Source organism: Pseudoalteromonas sp. PSi26 (assembly GCF_054960575.1).
The window spans coordinates 132,864-150,050 of record NZ_JBHNYT010000008.1 but is presented as its reverse complement, the minus strand read 5'-3'; the positions used below and the strand labels follow the sequence as shown (position 1 = coordinate 150,050).

Annotated in this window: 14 protein-coding genes; 2 read left to right on the top strand and 12 right to left on the bottom strand. The window is 40.1% G+C overall.

The features are described from left to right. Positions 1-31: 31 nt before the first annotated feature. Both ACFI34_RS10910 and ACFI34_RS10905 read right to left on the bottom strand, forming a co-directional pair. Complete coding sequence (locus ACFI34_RS10910; RefSeq protein ID WP_462673494.1) at positions 32-2,161, bottom strand: TonB-dependent receptor; 2,130 nt, start codon at positions 2,159-2,161, stop codon at positions 32-34. Positions 2,162-2,269: 108 nt separating this feature from the next. After that, complete coding sequence (locus tag ACFI34_RS10905) at positions 2,270-2,461, bottom strand: helix-turn-helix transcriptional regulator (RefSeq protein WP_006791459.1); 192 nt, start codon at positions 2,459-2,461, stop codon at positions 2,270-2,272. Between the two features lie 231 nt (positions 2,462-2,692). Here ACFI34_RS10905 and ACFI34_RS10900 point away from each other — a divergent pair, with 231 nt between their 5' ends. Further along, complete coding sequence (locus ACFI34_RS10900; protein WP_462673493.1) at positions 2,693-3,895, top strand: MFS transporter; 1,203 nt, start codon at positions 2,693-2,695, stop codon at positions 3,893-3,895. 57 nt (positions 3,896-3,952) lie between these two features. Here ACFI34_RS10900 and ACFI34_RS10895 read toward each other — a convergent pair whose 3' ends face one another. From ACFI34_RS10895 to ACFI34_RS10880, 4 genes are all read right to left on the bottom strand, one after another. Continuing rightward, the gene (locus tag ACFI34_RS10895) at positions 3,953-4,999 is read right to left on the bottom strand and encodes an NAD(P)-dependent alcohol dehydrogenase (RefSeq protein ID WP_462673492.1); all 1,047 of its coding nucleotides are present in this window, start codon (positions 4,997-4,999) and stop codon (positions 3,953-3,955) included. Between the two features lie 135 nt (positions 5,000-5,134). Next, positions 5,135-5,848 (bottom strand): DUF1499 domain-containing protein, encoded by a 714-nt coding sequence (locus tag ACFI34_RS10890; RefSeq protein WP_462673491.1) that lies wholly within the window; start codon positions 5,846-5,848, stop codon positions 5,135-5,137. Positions 5,849-5,936: 88 nt separating this feature from the next. Next, complete coding sequence (locus tag ACFI34_RS10885; protein WP_462673490.1) at positions 5,937-7,277, bottom strand: DUF1501 domain-containing protein; 1,341 nt, start codon at positions 7,275-7,277, stop codon at positions 5,937-5,939. A gap of 10 nt (positions 7,278-7,287) precedes the next feature. Next, complete coding sequence (locus tag ACFI34_RS10880) at positions 7,288-9,195, bottom strand: DUF1800 domain-containing protein (RefSeq protein WP_462673489.1); 1,908 nt, start codon at positions 9,193-9,195, stop codon at positions 7,288-7,290. Between the two features lie 167 nt (positions 9,196-9,362). Between ACFI34_RS10880 and ACFI34_RS10875 the strand changes: the two genes are divergently transcribed. After that, on the top strand, positions 9,363-9,578 hold the full coding sequence (locus ACFI34_RS10875) for a hypothetical protein (RefSeq protein ID WP_006791468.1): 216 nt from the start codon (positions 9,363-9,365) through the stop codon (positions 9,576-9,578). Positions 9,579-9,641: 63 nt separating this feature from the next. Here ACFI34_RS10875 and ACFI34_RS10870 read toward each other — a convergent pair whose 3' ends face one another. The 6 genes from ACFI34_RS10870 to hrpB all read right to left on the bottom strand — a co-directional run bounded on the left by ACFI34_RS10870 (position 9,642) and on the right by hrpB (position 17,017). After that, a complete protein-coding gene (locus ACFI34_RS10870) occupies positions 9,642-11,192 on the bottom strand; it encodes a sensor domain-containing diguanylate cyclase (RefSeq protein ID WP_462673488.1) in 1,551 nt (516 codons plus the stop codon). A 95-nt stretch (positions 11,193-11,287) separates the two neighbouring features. Then, on the bottom strand, positions 11,288-12,259 hold the full coding sequence (locus ACFI34_RS10865) for a sensor histidine kinase (protein WP_462673487.1): 972 nt from the start codon (positions 12,257-12,259) through the stop codon (positions 11,288-11,290). Further along, entirely contained in the window at positions 12,252-12,803 is a 552-nt protein-coding gene (locus tag ACFI34_RS10860; RefSeq protein WP_462673486.1) for a heme NO-binding domain-containing protein, read from the bottom strand. The genes ACFI34_RS10865 and ACFI34_RS10860 overlap by 8 nt, the downstream gene beginning before the upstream one ends. Positions 12,804-12,812: 9 nt before the next feature. Continuing rightward, complete coding sequence (locus ACFI34_RS10855) at positions 12,813-13,928, bottom strand: HDOD domain-containing protein (RefSeq protein WP_462673485.1); 1,116 nt, start codon at positions 13,926-13,928, stop codon at positions 12,813-12,815. Between the two features lie 109 nt (positions 13,929-14,037). Then, complete coding sequence (locus ACFI34_RS10850; RefSeq protein ID WP_462673484.1) at positions 14,038-14,502, bottom strand: nuclear transport factor 2-like protein; 465 nt, start codon at positions 14,500-14,502, stop codon at positions 14,038-14,040. Positions 14,503-14,590: 88 nt separating this feature from the next. Continuing rightward, positions 14,591-17,017, bottom strand: a complete 2,427-nt coding sequence (hrpB, locus tag ACFI34_RS10845) for an ATP-dependent helicase HrpB (protein ID WP_462673483.1) — start codon at positions 17,015-17,017, stop codon at positions 14,591-14,593. Positions 17,018-17,187: the final 170 nt, after the last annotated feature.

The window sequence follows — 17,187 nt, the reverse complement described above, 5'->3', positions numbered from 1 at the left end:
CCTGCTCTTAGTTGTAAATTATATAATTACCTTAAAATGCGACACTCATCCCTATATTAAACGAACGCCCCTGCCCTGCGAGCTGCTCAAAACCAGTGCTTTCGCCTTTTTTAAGCTGCGCAATGCTCACCCCACCAAGCGGTAGTTGATAGTACTCGTCAAATAAATTACTCACTTGTGCACTTAACGTTAAGTCGCCCCATGACGCTTTTGAACCTAAATTTACAATGTTGTAGCTATCGGTTTGGTGTTCTAATCGGTTGCTATCGACGCGTGTTTTAGCATCATTCCATTGCCACGACAGCGTATTTTCAAAGCGGCCGAGTTGATGGTTAATTGCAAGCTTAGTATGCAGTGGTTTTATTTGATAAAGCGACTGGTTGGTATCATCTCGCTTGGCACGTGTATTAGTAATATTGGCATTTAATTGCCAATTACCGAGTGCTTTAGATTGATGAATATTAGCGGCTAAATCAAACTTAACCCCATACAATACGGCATCCGTATTAGTAAATTTAAGTATGTTACGTGTTGTATTTTCTAAGCCAAATCGATTGAAAGACCTGACGAAGTCTGCGTCAATGTAGTCAGATGCATTGGTATACCAAATGTTAGCACTTACTTGCCAGTCTTCGTTTTGAGCCGATTTAATATAAGTAGTGCTTATTGTATGCGCGGTTTCTACTTCTAAATTTTGGTTGCCTATATAGCCATTGCCATCACCGTACCAACCAATCATGGTGGTTGCCATATTGCTCACACCCCAGCTGTATCGCTCATACAAATTAGGTGCTCTGTTTTTACGAGCAAGACCAATTTGTAGCTCGTCAGAATGAGTAAGCTGATAATTAAGTAGTGCACTGATATCAACCACCGTGTCTGATTTATCGTGCTCAATGGCATTAAAAGCAGCAGCGGCACTTGCGTTACTGGGCTGCATTGGCATAGCACTCATATTCATCATTGCCATGCTTTCATTGTAAGGCTGAACATCATCAGCACGTGTCTTTACATGTTCAACACGTATACCTGAATTTAACCACAACTTAGTATTTATTTGGCTCTCAAATTCTGCAAATGCTGCAATACGCTTACGCTGACCATTATTTATATTAATGTAGTCGTTAGGGCCCATCATGGCGGAACCTTCAACAGCAGACCACCAATCATCAATTCGGTAATCATAAAATGCTTGCCCAAGTAATAAGCTGCTATTGCTATCTAGGTTTAAACGCCATTTAATTTGTGAGCTTATATCGCGCGCATCGGTATTCATTGGCATCATGCCGGTTTTTTCAGGGCTAAAAAAACCCATTTCGTGTTTAACATCATGCCAATTAAGTTGGGCTTCCAATTCACTGTTTTCCAATACACGCTTGTACTGGGCAGTAACGCCATAACTTTTGTTATCAGTCATATCCATATACTGATTGGCAAAGCCCTGATAAGGTATTTTTTGATGTGTAAGCTTAACAACAAACTGTTGTTTTTCGTCTCGTATTGCTGCAGAAAGCGCATGGTTTTGAACGCGATATAAGGTATCTAATACCAAGTTTCCATTTCCGTCGTCATAACTTTTGGCATCACTAAACGCACCTTGGTAATTAAAACTCAGGGTATTGCTCGCAATACGTGCTCCTACCCCAACTTTTCGCGCATTGTTTACGCTATTATATTGAGCAGATACATAGCCTGAGTGCCATTGAAGCTCATTACTTTGGCTATACTGTGGTGAAATAGTATTTACGCTTATTACCCCAGCAATATTATCGCCACCGGCACTCACCGCTGATATACCCGCAATGACATGATAAGCCGTAATTTGATTAGCAGAAACATACGAAAGCGGAGGGTTCATATGATTAGCACATGCCGCTGTAACATCAGCCCCATCGACTAATACTTTTACTCTATCCCCCATCAAGCCATTTAAAATAGGCAAATTAGACACCCCACCTGCAGCAGAAAAATCCACACCTAAATCATTTAGTAATGATTCTGCAGAACCAAGTGCAAGATGTTTATTTTGCGAATGCCCATAAACCTCAATAACTTCTAAAGAGGTGTCGTCTGCAAAGGCTGCTGAAGAAAATATGCTGCCTATAAAAAAAGCCAAAGGCGTTAATAAATATGTGTTTGGAGTGTTGCTTAAATCTGCCATTTTATAATTATGCCACTGTAATAGTTGGACTAATTATAATTCGTCAGGCTTGAATAAAAGCGCGACAAATTGTCGCACTTTGCTCATTTTATTTTAAATATGCCTGCGTTATTCATCATCAAAAATATCTTCTATTTTTAATTCAAATAACCGCGCTGCTTTAAACGCCAGCGGTAAACTGGGATCAAACTTACCTTTTTCAATTGCATTAATGGTTTGGCGCGATACATCTAATAATTCAGCTAGTTTAGCCTGTGTTAGATTTTGCTCAGCTCTGAGTACTTTTAAGCGGTTTTTCATTCGTCACCCTCATCACAGCTGTAGCGTTTGTTAAGTATGTAGGTACTAATTAAATAATATAAATCATATTTATTTAACTCTATCTAATGACTTAGCCTACCGCTTCACTTAAACTAGTTAATTCTCGTTTTTTCTATATTCATCTCATAAAATTTTTGCATTTATAACCCATTGCATTTTTGGCTCTGGCGTTACTTTTTATATTTAAACATCTAATTCAAAAGGGGATTTATGAAGCCTGATGTTACGTCTATACCCAATCAGCTAGATAAAACGGCTATTTTAATTGTGCTGGCGCTAGGTACCTTTATTTTAGGGTTATCTGAATTTTCGATGATGCCAACGTTGCCCCTTATAAGCGAAACATTTGGCACAACGCCTTCTCAAAGTGGTTATGCTATAAGCGCTTATGCTATGGGCGTAGTTGTTGGCGCGCCACTGTTAATGCTAACAACGGCTAATATGCGAAAACAAAAAGCACTGCTCATTTTTTTAAGTTTAATGTGTGTATCTAACGGACTTAGTGCATTGGCTACGTCGTTAGAGCAGTTAATCATATTTAGGTTTTTGAGTGGTCTGCCCCATGGTGCCTATTTTGGTGCTGCCATTTTGCTTGCATCAGATATTGCGCCAGCAGGCCATCGAGCCAGCTTTATGTCAAAGGTATTTATGGGATTAACCATTGCCACTATTGTTGGAGTGCCCGTTGTAACACTGGTAGGCCAAAATTTAAGTTGGCGCTACTGTTTAGCAGGTGCTGCTGTTTTAGCATTTATCGCCTTTATTTTAGTCTATAAAGTAGTGCCAAACATAGATAACGCTAAGCCCTCTAACTTATTGAATGAGTTTGGCGTGCTAAAAAACAAACTTGTTTGGTCAATTTTAGGCATTGTTATTATTGGTTTTGGTGGTGTTTTTTGCATATACACTTACATTGCCGACACAATTTTAGATGTAACAAAAACAGCGCCTTATACTATTTCGGTTGCAATGGTGATGTTTGGCATTGGCTGTACACTGGGTAACTACGTATTAGGAAAAGCCGCTGACAAGTCGGCAATAAAAACCACAGGCTTTGCGCTTGTGTGTACCATTATTTTTGCATTTGCCTATGTTACGGCAAGTTATAATATTTGGGTGCTTTATGTGGTTATTTTTTTCATAGGGTGCAGTGTCGGTTTAGCTACATTAATTCAAAGCCTTTTAATGGATGTTGCACCTGAGGGGCATGCAATGATAGGCGCATTAGTTCAATGTGCATTTAATACAGCAAACGCAATTGGCCCGTGGCTAGGTGGAATCGCGATTGCCAAAGGGGCTGCGCCAAATCAAACTGGCTATGTCGCTGCGGCATTATTTTTAGGTGGCTTAGGAATGTGGTTGCTGAGCTATTTACAACTTAATAAGTCACCGGATTTAAAAACAGTTAATTAATCACGACACAAAAAGAGCGACAGATAAGCCGCTCTTTTACTTTCATATCAATAATTTTTACGAATCTAACGACGCCATATCAATCACAAAACGATAACGTACATCTGAATTTTCCATACGTTCGTATGCGGTGTTAATTTCGTCAATGTTAATCAATTCACACTCAGGCAATACATTGTTTTCACCACAAAAATCGAGCATTTGCTGCGTTTCTGCTATACCACCTATAAGTGAACCTGCAACCTGACGTCGTCCCATTAATAATGGCACTGTATTTAACTCTTCAACAGGCCCGACTTGACCAACAATAATTAATGCGCCATCTATGTCTAATAGCGGTGTATAAATTGATAGGTCGTGCTTAACAGGCACTGTATCAATGATCACATCAAAAGCCGACTGTGACTCTTTCATTTCGTCATCATTTGTTGAAACTAAGTAATGCTGGGCACCAAGTTTAACAGCATCTTCTTTTTTAGATTCGCTTCGACCAATAACAGTAACATCGGCCCCCATTGCTACGGCATTTTTTACCGCCATATGACCTAAGCCACCAAGGCCCACAACTGCAACACGGCTGCCTTTTTTAACGCCCCATTTATTTAGTGGAGAATACGTAGTAATACCTGCACATAACAACGGTGCTACGCGTGAGAGATCTAAATTCTGTGGTATTGAAAGTACAAACTCTTCACGAACTACAACATGCTTAGAATAGCCGCCTTGGGTTATTTCTCCGGTTTCTCTGTCTTTACCGGCATAAGTGCCAACCATGCCCTCACGGCAAAATTGCTCTTCATTATTGTCGCACTGATCGCAGCTTTTACACGAATCAACCATACAGCCTACGCCAACGGTGTCACCTTGTTTGTATTTTTTTACGTCGCTACCAACCGACTTAACTTTGCCAACAATTTCATGGCCTGGCACGAGTGGGTATTTTACACCGCCCCAATCATTTCTTACCGCGTGTAAATCTGAATGGCACACACCGCAGTATAAAATTTCAATTTCTACATCGTTATTTCGTAAATCGCGGCGTTCAAAGGCAAACTCTGTAAGCTCAGACCCTTGGCTTTGTGCTGCATATCCTACTGTTTTCATAATAACTCCATAGTTGTTTAAAAATTTAAAACGTATTGAGTATGCACTCTATGGGGTGAATACAAACTGAAAAACAGCCACAAAAAAAGCCCAAATACTATTTGGGCTCAATTACATAGCAATGTTTAAAAAATGCTACTTAGTAAGTTCAGCGTTTATTTCATCAATTAAGGTATTAATACGTTCCGCATTTTTTCCTAAATCGCTGCGACCTACGCGTGATTTACTTCTTATATCAACAAAACGTTCACTGCCTTCATCGACGATACGAACGACAACATCGTCTTTAAAGCCAAACCAGGTTGTAGTGTCTGTTGCTTCTATCAAACCAAGTGATTTATTAACGCTTACTAACTCCCAGCCTAAGCTTTTAACGGCTTGCTCGGTTGCTGCCATTAAATCATTTTGCGTTTGTGCAAAGTTAAGTGTTGTTAGTTCTGGGTACGCTTTTCGTTGTTGTACCGCGGTTTCTTCCCCTGCATATTCAACTGGGTTTGGTGCATCAGCACGAAGCGGTGCAATAGCAACAAATTTGGGCGGATTAACTAAATCGGTAGAAATATCATGAATTGGCGGAACACTTTTAGCTTTGCTCATCATGTTAAGCGGCATAGCAATAGCAACCACAGAAAATATAACGGCAATAATAGCACTACCGAATGAAGCGGTTTTGCGCATAAATATTAGCTGCACCAGTAACAATACAAGCGCTGCCCCCCCTACATAAACGCCGTATCTAAAGCCGGTAAAGGCAAGGCCTAAATCAACAACGCCAAACTTGTATAAAGGGCCAGGTAATACAACGAGTAAAAAGGCGATTAAACTCACCAAGCTGACTAAAACTTTCATTTTTGTGCTCCATTTTGTGTGTAATTGTTATTTTGCAAACAGCACTTATACTGCTTGTGATTGATTTTGGTTTACCATTAGCAACTAATTACACAAAAAAGTCCAATGTTGTGCGATCAAAGTTGGTCAGATTAGGAAAAATATCACTCAATTCAGAGGGTGCAACGCCAAACCATTGCGCGAGCGTTGCAAAGTATTGCTCGTTAGATACGCTTGGAATAAGTCGGCCCCCGCCAACATCTTGCGGCCCATCTAGATGCTGAGTTAAAAAATCACCATAAATATCCCCGCCTTTAACAGCCCCTCCCATTACTAGTTGATTACCCGCCCAACCATGGTCGGTGCCATCGCCATTTGAGGTCAACGTTCTGCCAAAATCAGACATTGTAAAGGTCGTTACTTTGTCTGCCATATTTAGCTCTTGCATCGCATTATTAAACTCATTCAAACTTTGCGCTAATGAGTTTAGTAATAACGGATGCATATCTAATTGGTTATCGTGAGTGTCAAACCCGCCCATTGAAACAAAAAACACTTGGCGCTGTGTTGCTAACGTAGACTGCACACTAATGGCTTTTGCCACTGCAGCCAATTGCTGAGAAACACTCGAATCGCTAAATGTTGTTACTAGCTCAGGGGCAGTTTCTAACGCGTTGTTCATGGTTTGAGTATTGTTAATGGCCGAATTAAAACTTTTTGCATAAGCGTCACTGAGTGGATGTTTAGTATTGCCCATTATGCGGTTCATAATATTAGTTACATGGTCTGTGCGAGGTTGATAACCACCAAATGCATTTATACGGCTAATCCCACTTTTATTTAATGCAAACGCTTTTGTTTGACTGCCGGTTTGCCACAGGTTGGTTCCATCTAAGGACACATTGGCAGCAAACTGATCTTGCTGATTTAGACGCTCTAACAAACGCGCGCCCCAACCGCTATTGAGCGACTGTTTTTCACGGCCATACATCCAAGACGCTTGCTGATCATTATGAGAAAATAAGTGTTTAGGCAACGCCACTGCGTTATTTTTGTAATCGTTGTAAGTTGTTGGCGCAAGTAAGGTACCTACCCCACCAACAAACGCTAAATTAGATTCATTAAACACATTTTGAATTGGCGACAGTGATGGATGCAAACCCACACCACCAGCAAACTGGGTGACAGTATTTAATGTAATTGGCGAAGCAACAGCTAAATTTTGTCGGCTTTGCTCATACAAGCTTCGCTGCTCACCCTCAAGGGGCACCAACATGTTGAGTGAGTCATTACCGCCATATAAAAAAATGCATACCAGTGCTTTGTAGTCGCCTAGTTCAACTGCATTAACAGAGCCGGTAAGCGCTTGTAGTTGCAAACTAGTCAGTGCGGCTGCCGATACACCACCTTTTAAACATAACGATAAAAATTGCCTTCTATTAATGCTCATTATGCTTCTCCTAATACTGCAAATTAAATTCAGGTGAAATAGCAATCATATAAAGTAAATACGATACCCGTTCGCGATATTGATCGTCATCAAAATAGGCATCTAAATCTAATAATGCTTGGCGTGTGTCACTACTCATAGAGCCTGCAAAATACAGTACGTTGTATTGATCGAGTAAGTAGTTAATCCCATTGCTTTGCAAGGTATTCATATCGTTAATGATGTAAACATAAATGCCATTTGGATTTAAATCGGTGTGCGCCTCTGCGGTACTCCACACTAAATCGGCAAAGTGCTCATTCATCGTGCCAATAAGGGTAGCGTCACCCGCTATTTGTAGCTCAGGAGCCACTAATGCATCTGCTCGCAACTGAGCAGGCTGGTAGTCAGGTCTAAAAAAGTTAAACACCGAACTCGACTGCATAGGCCCTTGCCCATATCGGTCAACTAAATTCCATGTTTTGTAATAACCTTCGGGTGACCTTGCGTTTAAGTTTCGCCAAAATTGGACTGTTTTAAGAAGGGGTTCTTTTATTTTCCCTTGGTAGTTTAATACACTGCCATAATGGCGAGCTTCATCATCTAAATAAATAGCTTTGACTACTGCAGCTAAATCCCCTCTTACGCCTTCGCCATTATCATTAAACACGCTGGCAATTCGCTCTACATATTGCGGTGTAGGGTTTGATGTAATAAGTCGTTGTATTAGCTGCTTACTAATAAACGGCGCTACATTTTGATGATTAAATAAATTATCAAGCGCTAGTTGTAAGGACTCTTGCGCTCCATATCCTTGGGGAATAACGTCGCCGTTTAATAGCGTTTTTTGCTTTTGTGAATGGTACTCTTCAAATGCTTGCATGGGCGCAACATAATCGCGACTTTTTCGCTTAAATGTTTCGCTTCCTGCAAATGTCCACCCTGTAAACACACGAGCAAAGCCTTCAATTTCTGCTTGGCCATACGTTGCAATGGTATTACCGTTAGCGTCTAATTTTACAGTGCCATCTTGGTTTAGCTCATCAAGCCCAATAGTGAATAACTGCATAACCTCACGGGCATAGTTTTCATCTGGGCGAATATTTAGGGCCTCATCGGCTTTTTCGTTGCCCAAATGACTAAGGTAAGTTCCCATGATTGGCGATAAAGTTACCGCCTCAAGTAAATCACGAAAATTACCAAATGCATGCGTTAGCAGTAAATCGTAATATGTCACCATGCCCTCAGGCTGCGAGCGTAAATCGTTATTAAGATCAGACACTACAAGTATTTCACTCAGCGCAAAGGCAACGCGCTGGCGCAATTGATCGTCGCTTTGCATGACGGCTTTCCACCACGCGTCTATTCGGCTTATATACCTAAAATCTTCATCGTCATTAGTAAACACCATATAGTCACGATGGTAGTTAATGGGCAATGCCAGTTGGGCATTAAGCCATTGCAGCTCACTTTGCCCTTGCGCGCTTTGTATTTCTGCAAGCGTTGGCCCCATGCTTCCTTGATGCAACAACCGAGCTGCAGAAAATGCATCCATGCTATTGCGGGCAAAAAAATTGACCGTTTTTACGGTAGTGGCCCCTTCGTTATCGGTCGCGGTAACATTAAACGCATACTCTGAAGGCGTGTAAGTTAGTGCATCAGCCAATTTAACGCTAACTAAGTTTGCGCTTACTGGCTCACTTAGCACCGTAGGCCCCGAAGTTTGTTGCCAAATTACACTTGCGATGCTGCCGTCAGCATCGCTGGCTGTTGCTTTTAGCTCAATAGTTTGGCTTTTTGTTATATCACTGGGTAAACCCGAAAGGGTTAAAGAAGGAAGTTTGTTACCATTAACGGTTGGGGTACCATCGGAGCCAGAACCACCGCAGGCACTTAGAAAAAAGACTGAGCTTACTATCAAAACTAATTTATAATGCATGTTAAATCGCCATGATATTTTGGTTTAAGTAAGCAATTGCCTACTTAGTTTAATGCATTAATTGAAACACAAAATTTACATTTTTTCCTTTTATTTTTTGTAATCGAAACTTGACTAACGTTCAAAATTGCACAAACTACGGGGGTTAAACAGCCAGAGACTCACACATGAAAACAGAAATTAGTTATCGTTTTGAATCATCGCAAGTGGCCAACCGTTTTTTACATGAGTTAAAAAACTGGCCAGTGAACGATGTTAAAACACGTCTTTTTAATGGAGGTGATAGCGTAAAAGTAAGCTATGATTACGACGAAACAGGCTTCGATTATACCATTGCCGAGCTTGATGATTTAGCCGAGCAACATGGAGGAAAAGAAGTTTAGCACAACGTAATATGTATTAAACTTTTTAGCATTAATAGTAACAATTTAGCAGTAGCGGTTTAATTATATTGATTTAATTAAGGCTCTGTCTCTTCCGGTGTTTTTTGCCTCGTACAGCATAACGTCTGCATCTTTAATTAATGATTTGGCTGTGATGCTTTCATTATCCATAGCCTTTGCCGTTGCAAAAGCACAGCCTACACTTATAGTTAAAACATCACTTACTTTAGAGCCTTTGTGAGGTAATTTAAGCGCATTTACATTTTTTTGTAATTGTTGAGATATTAGTTCAAATTGCTCAAACGAAAGCTGGTTAAACAGCATTATAAATTCCTCACCTCCATAACGTGCGGCCATACCATTATTTGATTGGGCTGTCTCTTTTAAAACACGACATAGTGCTTGTAAGGCACTATCACCCTCTTGGTGACCATACAAGTCGTTATAAAACTTAAAATAATCTACATCAATTAGCATTAACCCCAGTGTTGTTTTTAGTCTATGGGCCTGCTGCCACTGTATTGCGTAAATTTCTTCAAAAGCACGCCGGTTATAAATTTGTGTTAACTCGTCTATTTTACTACTTTTTTCTAGTTGTGCATTTTGCTTTTTAACCTCTTTTATTAATGAATTAAAACCATTTATAAGCACACGCATTTCTAAAAACTGATTTTTAAAGTGAAGTGGTTGAAGGTCATTTTTAAGCAACATTAAATTGATTGCTGATGCGCCATTAATTAACGGTGTAATAAAAAAGCGGTTAACTATATAAAAGCCAATTAGTGAGACAATAAAAAACATTAACAAAATAATTATTAAGTATTGGTCAAATAAAACGGGGATACGCTGGTGATGATGCTTAATATTCATAAGCAAAATTGGGTTACCATTTATATCTAATAATGTTCTTTGGCGCTCTGTGGCTATTTCCTCATTTTGAATTCCATCACTAAGAGCAATTGCTTTTTGTGGTGCGCTGTCTTTGTTTATTAAAGTGTAGCTTAGCTTTACTTGTGCCATTTCTGCCATTTTAGCAAATTGTGACTCCCTTACTTTTTTAATAAAAACAATACTACCAACAGGCTCTCCTGTTTTATTTGTTCGTTGAATTGCGTGGGATGCAAACATAACAGGGCCATGCTCTGTTCTTAAAAAACCGAAGCGTTCTGACGTATTTTTTTTATAAGGTAGGATAGTACGGTTAGGTAAATGAGTATTTAGATCAAATTCTGGCAGCTCAAAGGATTGCTCCTGAATGTAATCAAAAGTATGCCCATAAACTTGTTTAAAGTTCATGTCGTAAATAAATACACCATCTATTTTGAGTGATTTAAAGGTATCGTCCACATAATTTGACTCAATATAGTCTTTATCAAAGCTCGTCATGTAATTGTATGAGTCATCCCATACCGAATAATCGTAATTTAGGGTTTTTAAAAAAACAAACTCTCTGTTTAATGCTATTTCTAGGCTCAATAGCTCTCTATTTTGATAGTCTTTAATGTTTTCATTTATGGTTGGTAACGTAAAAAAGTATCGGTAACTAACCAATAGGCTAGTTACAAAGCACATCAAAATTAGGGTACCTATTATTACAAAAAATCTTAATGTCATTATTAGTGCCTAAAATGTAAGCAGCTAAACGCATTTGCCGTATAGCCCTTATATATAGTTGTTTAAATCTGCTTAAGTTTTAAATGGCGCCGTTATTAGTTTAACGATGATTCCGGCATTAATGTTATTGGCATAGTACAGCGCATTAGCGTACCTTCGCCAAGCTCACTTTCTACCTCAATGGACCCATTGTGCTCTTTTAGCACGTTATAAACGATGGCCATTCCCATCCCCGTTCCCTTCCCTACTGGTTTTGTTGTATAGAAAGGTTCAAAAATATGGCTTTTAGTTTGCTCGTCCATTCCACAGCCATTATCTGCAATTTCAATATAAATATTTTTTTCGTCTGAAAATAACTTGATGACTATTCGACCTTGCTTGCCATCAACTAAATCACACGCATACTTTGCATTTAGCAATATATTTACAAGCACTTGATTAATTGCCGATAAATTACAATAACTCAATGGCAGCTCGTCATAAGTACATTCAACGTCACAACTTTTTAATTGATTAGCTAGTAACTTAATCGCCCCCTTTAAAGATTCAGTAATATCAGCCATAGCCAATAAGTTATTTTTAGGTCTGGCAAAATTAAGTAAATTATTTACTATTGCCGCAATGCGATGCAGTCCTTCATGCGTGTCGTCTAACAGTTCATCTAAATCTTCTAAAATAAAATCTATATTCGTTTCTTGGTCGAGCTTGACCAATTGTGCTTCAAGCTCTGAAGCCGAGATAGACTTATCTATAAACTGCTTAGATATCTGCATTAATGAATGAAGTGTTGGTTTAAAATACTTAATGCTTTCTACATTACTCATTACATAAGCAAGCGGGTTATTTATTTCATGTGCTACGCCTGCCGATAACGTACCGAGTGTTGCCATTTTATCGGTTTGCATTATGGTTACCTGCTGGCTTTTTAGCATGCTCAGCTTTTCTTTTAACTCTTGATTAGCGCAAAATAACTTACGTGTTTTATCTTCAAGTAAAACTTCTAACTGATCTCTTGCCGCTTTTTCACGCAAATACGCTTTTTTGTAGTTATAATCGTCTTCAGCCATTTAAAGCCTCATACTTCAATTCAATTACGCACTTGTCACAGCCGTCGTGCATACATTCAACATGGTTTAAAGAAACATCAATACCGAAGTGAGAAGCCGCACCATAAATAAGCCCTTCTGCACACATACATAGCTGCCTTTTAGAACGGTAATGCATTAAAATAAACCCATCTTCAATCAGTTTAGACTCTATTTCTGGTAGGTTTGGTTCATGGTATAGCTTAGCGACTTCAACATGAATGACCTTATCAATCCCCATAATTAACTCTGCAAAACTATTAAAGCCTTTTGCAACCGTTGGGTGGCTTCTGTTTAAGTGACCAAACAAATACTCACCAAATGCTTTTAATACTTCGGGCATAGTCATCGATAGGGCTGTCGCTACATCCTGAGCTAAACCAATTATCTCTTCATCGGGATAACTTTGCGCAGAAATATACACACGGCCATCTGGGGCGTTTTTTTCAAGTAAATCATCCCATGCCGCCATACCGCACTTTTCAATAACCAGTGCCTCTAAGCCTCTAAAAATTATGCCTTTCATGTTTTATCCTTATTTATTACTTAACCACCATTGCTCTATGTCGGGAAATAGCTCTAAGTCATCTATAAAATCAAACTCTTCAATATTAAAGTTCAATGCTTTATTGCAAAACATATGTTCAACAATTATGTGGATCAAAGTTAATGATATGCTTTTTTGTGAGGGTAATTCATCAATCAATTGCGCATCGACTATTTTTTGGTCAAACCCCCAAAGCGCCAGTAAATAAGCACTTAACACAAACTTAGGTACAACTTCGTTATCTAAGTCGCCATGAGGATCACTCGTTATAATTAACTCGCCTATAACACTTAATAACCCTACAGCACATGCGAGTAATTGAGTTTGGCGATCTTGCTTTATATATTTTGCTAACGATTGCGATAACTCTGCTTTTTTATAACCTTTGTCTATTAGGTGATTAATTGCTTTTTGTTTATTTTTACTCAGTAATTGATGGGATAATTCTGAAAAAACCACAATAGCTCTGAGGTTTATTAAGCCAATACGTACAATGGCTTCTTTCAAACTCAATGTTTGGGTATCAAACCCCATAAAAGCCGAGTTAGCAATTTGTAAAACCTTACCCGCAAGTATAGGATCGTGCCTGACATCTTTTTCTAAAATAGAAATACTAGGCTCATCTTTGTTGAGCTCGGTGATTAGGTTTTGCGTTACACCACCTAAAAATGGCAGCTCAGAGAGTTGCCCTAAAATCACGCGATGCTTATTGCTAATAGGGAGTGTTTTTAAAACGGTTGCGCTGTTTATTACGCTTTTTAAATGAGACTGAGTAAACGGCTTAACAAGATGAAAATGGATGACATTATTTAACTGGAGCTGATAATTACCACTCATATCACCTGTAAGTAAGCACCTAAGCGCAGAAGGACAAAGCTGTTTGGCTTGTTCGAGTACATTTTTACCTGTTGGAAGCTGCATCATCGAATCACAAAAAATAATATCAGGTAAGGCATTGTTATTTATTTGCTGTTCAAATTGAGTAGCAACTTGAACTGTGTGCACATAAGCGCTGGGGCATAAACGGTTAAGTGTGCGTATTAACGCACGTAACAGCAGTTCGTCGTCATCAATAATGAGAATATTGATTTTTAAATCATGCATCTACTTCACCTAAAGCTATAACGTACTAGTTTATAACTAAAGCGTAGTATAAATTTATCAATACCCCTACTTTCAAAGGCGCTAATTAATAAAAAGTAAACACATGGTTTTATTCATGATATTTACGGATCATCGCCACTTTACCGTTTTCAATTTCGATCACCTCCATCATTACTGAGGTATACTCAATTGGCTGCTTACTTTGTGGGTGAATGCCTTTAGCATGATTTTTATAACGAATCGCAAAACCGCTCTCGTTAAATATAAAGGTATTGAGTAGCTCACTTTCATACAGGGTATGCGCGCCTAAGTAAAAGCTCATGCCTTTGCGCATTAGCTCTTTGCCATTAGCGGTGCGAGAGTCATCTACTTGATACGGTATGTGCTGGCTGCCTACATCGTCAGTTAACAATGCAAGGTAAGCTTCAAGCTCTTTAGTACCGGCGCCAGGGGCCTGCGTGGCGGTCATTGTTTTATAGTAATGCTGTGCAAATGCTTTTAAATCAAATGGCTCTTCGGCTCGAGCTGAAAAGGTAGCAACCAATACTAAACCTAATGTTAAAAGTAACCTCATTGATTATTCCCTGTAGCTAAAAGTATTTTATAGATACATTACCTTAGTGAGTTCAATAATCAACCAAATAACGTTACGTAACTAACACCTACATTTTGCTTTTTACTCTATTGGTTGCGACGCTGTTGGCTGGGTCATCAGGCCAAAAATGTTTAGGGTAGCGACCTTTCATTTCTTTTTGTACATCGCGATAACTGCTCGCCCAAAAGTGCGCAAGATCTTGAGTAAGTTGTAATGAGCGCTTACCAGGCGAGAGTAATTCCATAAGCAGTGGTAGCTTGCCATTTGCAAGCACAGGCGTACTGGTTAAGCCATACACTTCTTGCATGCGCACGCTTAACTTTGCGGGGCCATTTAGCTGGTAATTAATTTTTATATTTGAGCCACTCGGTACCGTTAATCTAAGCGGTAATAACGCTTTTAACGCTGTTTGCTGTGGCCAGTCAAAACAATTTTGCAGCGCTTCAAAGTAGTTAAACTTTTTAAGCTGGTCGAGTGTTTTTATATCTTGTAAATACACGCCCAACCAATCATTAGCCGTTTCTATAAGGTGTTGCTCGCTAATAGTTGGGAATTTATCAGGCATAAACTGACTAGCTAAACTCATGCGTATTAATAATTGCTGTGCATCGGGCTGTTCATTAAATAATGCAAAACCATGCTTAGTAAATAAATTAAGCCACGCTTTGGCGCGCTCGCTTTTATCGAGCTTTTGCTTGCTCGGCTGGCTTGTAAGCGTAATAGCGCCGAGCTTTACTTCGTCTTGATGAATAAAGCGTGCGGTTTTTTCATCAAATTCACAGCGGGTAAGCGAAGTAAACAAATGCGGTAAGTAATCTTGTAGCTCAAATGGGCTAAGTGCGGTGGCTGCAAAAATACGCGTGCCTTTATGGCCGCCCATGCTTGCAATAGCAAGGTAGTCATCGTTATGCCAATAGTCGGGGTTTAAATCAGCGCCCGCACCATTGGCAAGTAGGTAGCCATTGCCGCGTTTTTTTGCAATGCGATCGGGGTAAGCTAATGCCACCAGCAAACCTAAATACTCGGTGTTTAGCTCGCTGTTACTGTCGGTTACTTTTAAACGGCTTTGCCAGTATTTTAACTGCTGCTTAAATACTGGGTGTGGCCTTTGTTGTTGGCTATGTAGCGCCAAGCTTAGCTCGTTGGCGCTGTTTATTCGGCTCTCAAGCAGCGCCACTAAATAAAGTGCTAAGCGATAAATGCCCGGGAGTTCTGCCTCAAGCGCATATGCTTTTAAAAGCATATGCGCTAAACGAATATCCGCCCCAAAACCCAGCATGTTGCTGCCCAACTTGGTTAGCTTGTCTTTGCCGTCGATGGCTTCAAGCATGGTAAGTAAGTTTGCCGCTTGCGTGCATTGCTGCGCTGTTGGCGTATCAAGCAAGGTGAGTTCGCTAATATTCGCGCCCCACTGTTTTGCCTCCAGCATAAGTTGGCTTATGTCTGAGGTGAGTATTTCCGGGCTATCGTGGCTATTACGTCGCTCAAAGGTTTGCTTTGAGCCAAGCCTGTAAACCACACCGGGCTCTATTCGCCCTGCACGCCCTGCTCGCTGCACGGCAGAGGAGCGCGATATACTTTGTGTTGTAAGCTCCGTTACGCCTGTTTTTAAGTTATAACTGGCCGCGCGGCGTTTACCGCTATCTATAACAATGCGAATGCCTTCAATGGTTAAACTGGTTTCGGCTACATTGGTGGTAAGCACTATTTTGCGCATCCCCTCAGGCGCAGGGGCAATCGCCGCCTGCTGATTGGCTTTATCTTGCTCGCCAAATAACGTGGCAACTAGGCAATTACTTGGCAAATCATTAAGGGCCTGTTGTACGCGTGATATTTCAAATTGCCCAGGCAAGAACACCAGCGCACTGCCGCTTTGCTCATTTAGTGCTTGTTTTATTAAAGCTGGAATAGCATCAAGCCAGCGGCTTTCATCTTTTATTGGTACATATACTTCATCTATGGGGTAGCTACGCCCACTCGATTTAATAACCGGGCAATCAAAAAACTGCGTATAGCGCTCTGTATCGAGGGTTGCCGACATAAGTAGTATGGTTAAATCGTCGCGCAGCGCACTTTGGGTCTCTAGAGCAAAGGCCAGTGATGTGTCGGCTGCAATTGAGCGTTCATGAAATTCATCAAATATCAGTAAATCAATGTCGCTTAATTCTGGGTCGTTTTGTAGCATGCGAGTAAGCATTCCTTCGGTGACTATTTCAAGGCACGTATTACTACTTACTTTGCTTTCTCCACGTACTCGCAAACCAACACTCTGCCCCACTTTTTCGTTTTGGCACTGTGCTAAGTAATTAGCAATATTACGTGCTGCTAAGCGGCGCGGCTCCAGCATTACAATACGTTTAAAATGGCCGTCGCGCATAAGCTGTAGCGGCAACCAGGTTGATTTACCTGCACCAGGCGGTGCTTGTAATAACGTTATGGGGTTACTTTGTAATGTAGTTACGAGTTGTTGATATATATTTTGAACCGGCAGCACTGCTATTTACCAAAAATTGCTTTGCACGCATTGTAACAAAAACCAAAAATAAACGCGCCGCAAAAGCAGATGAGTTTACGCGTATCCATAATCAGAAATAATTACAGACCGCTCTGTACATTTTTTAAGGACATGCGCGCTATATTAATTACTACTGCCCGAACAAAAAC

Coding starts and splice junctions, on each gene's coding strand:
- ACFI34_RS10890 (WP_462673491.1), bottom strand. CDS start 5,848: ATGAAAGTTTTAGTCAGCTTGGTGAGTTTAATCGCCTTTTTACTCGTT.
- ACFI34_RS10860 (WP_462673486.1), bottom strand. CDS start 12,803: ATGAAAGGCATAATTTTTAGAGGCTTAGAGGCACTGGTTATTGAAAAG.
- ACFI34_RS10905 (WP_006791459.1), bottom strand. CDS start 2,461: ATGAAAAACCGCTTAAAAGTACTCAGAGCTGAGCAAAATCTAACACAG.
- ACFI34_RS10910 (WP_462673494.1), bottom strand. CDS start 2,161: ATGGCAGATTTAAGCAACACTCCAAACACATATTTATTAACGCCTTTG.
- ACFI34_RS10870 (WP_462673488.1), bottom strand. CDS start 11,192: ATGACATTAAGATTTTTTGTAATAATAGGTACCCTAATTTTGATGTGC.
- ACFI34_RS10855 (WP_462673485.1), bottom strand. CDS start 13,928: ATGCATGATTTAAAAATCAATATTCTCATTATTGATGACGACGAACTG.
- ACFI34_RS10895 (WP_462673492.1), bottom strand. CDS start 4,999: ATGAAAACAGTAGGATATGCAGCACAAAGCCAAGGGTCTGAGCTTACA.
- ACFI34_RS10865 (WP_462673487.1), bottom strand. CDS start 12,259: ATGGCTGAAGACGATTATAACTACAAAAAAGCGTATTTGCGTGAAAAA.
- ACFI34_RS10900 (WP_462673493.1), top strand. CDS start 2,693: ATGAAGCCTGATGTTACGTCTATACCCAATCAGCTAGATAAAACGGCT.
- ACFI34_RS10885 (WP_462673490.1), bottom strand. CDS start 7,277: ATGAGCATTAATAGAAGGCAATTTTTATCGTTATGTTTAAAAGGTGGT.
- ACFI34_RS10875 (WP_006791468.1), top strand. CDS start 9,363: ATGAAAACAGAAATTAGTTATCGTTTTGAATCATCGCAAGTGGCCAAC.
- ACFI34_RS10850 (WP_462673484.1), bottom strand. CDS start 14,502: ATGAGGTTACTTTTAACATTAGGTTTAGTATTGGTTGCTACCTTTTCA.
- ACFI34_RS10880 (WP_462673489.1), bottom strand. CDS start 9,195: ATGCATTATAAATTAGTTTTGATAGTAAGCTCAGTCTTTTTTCTAAGT.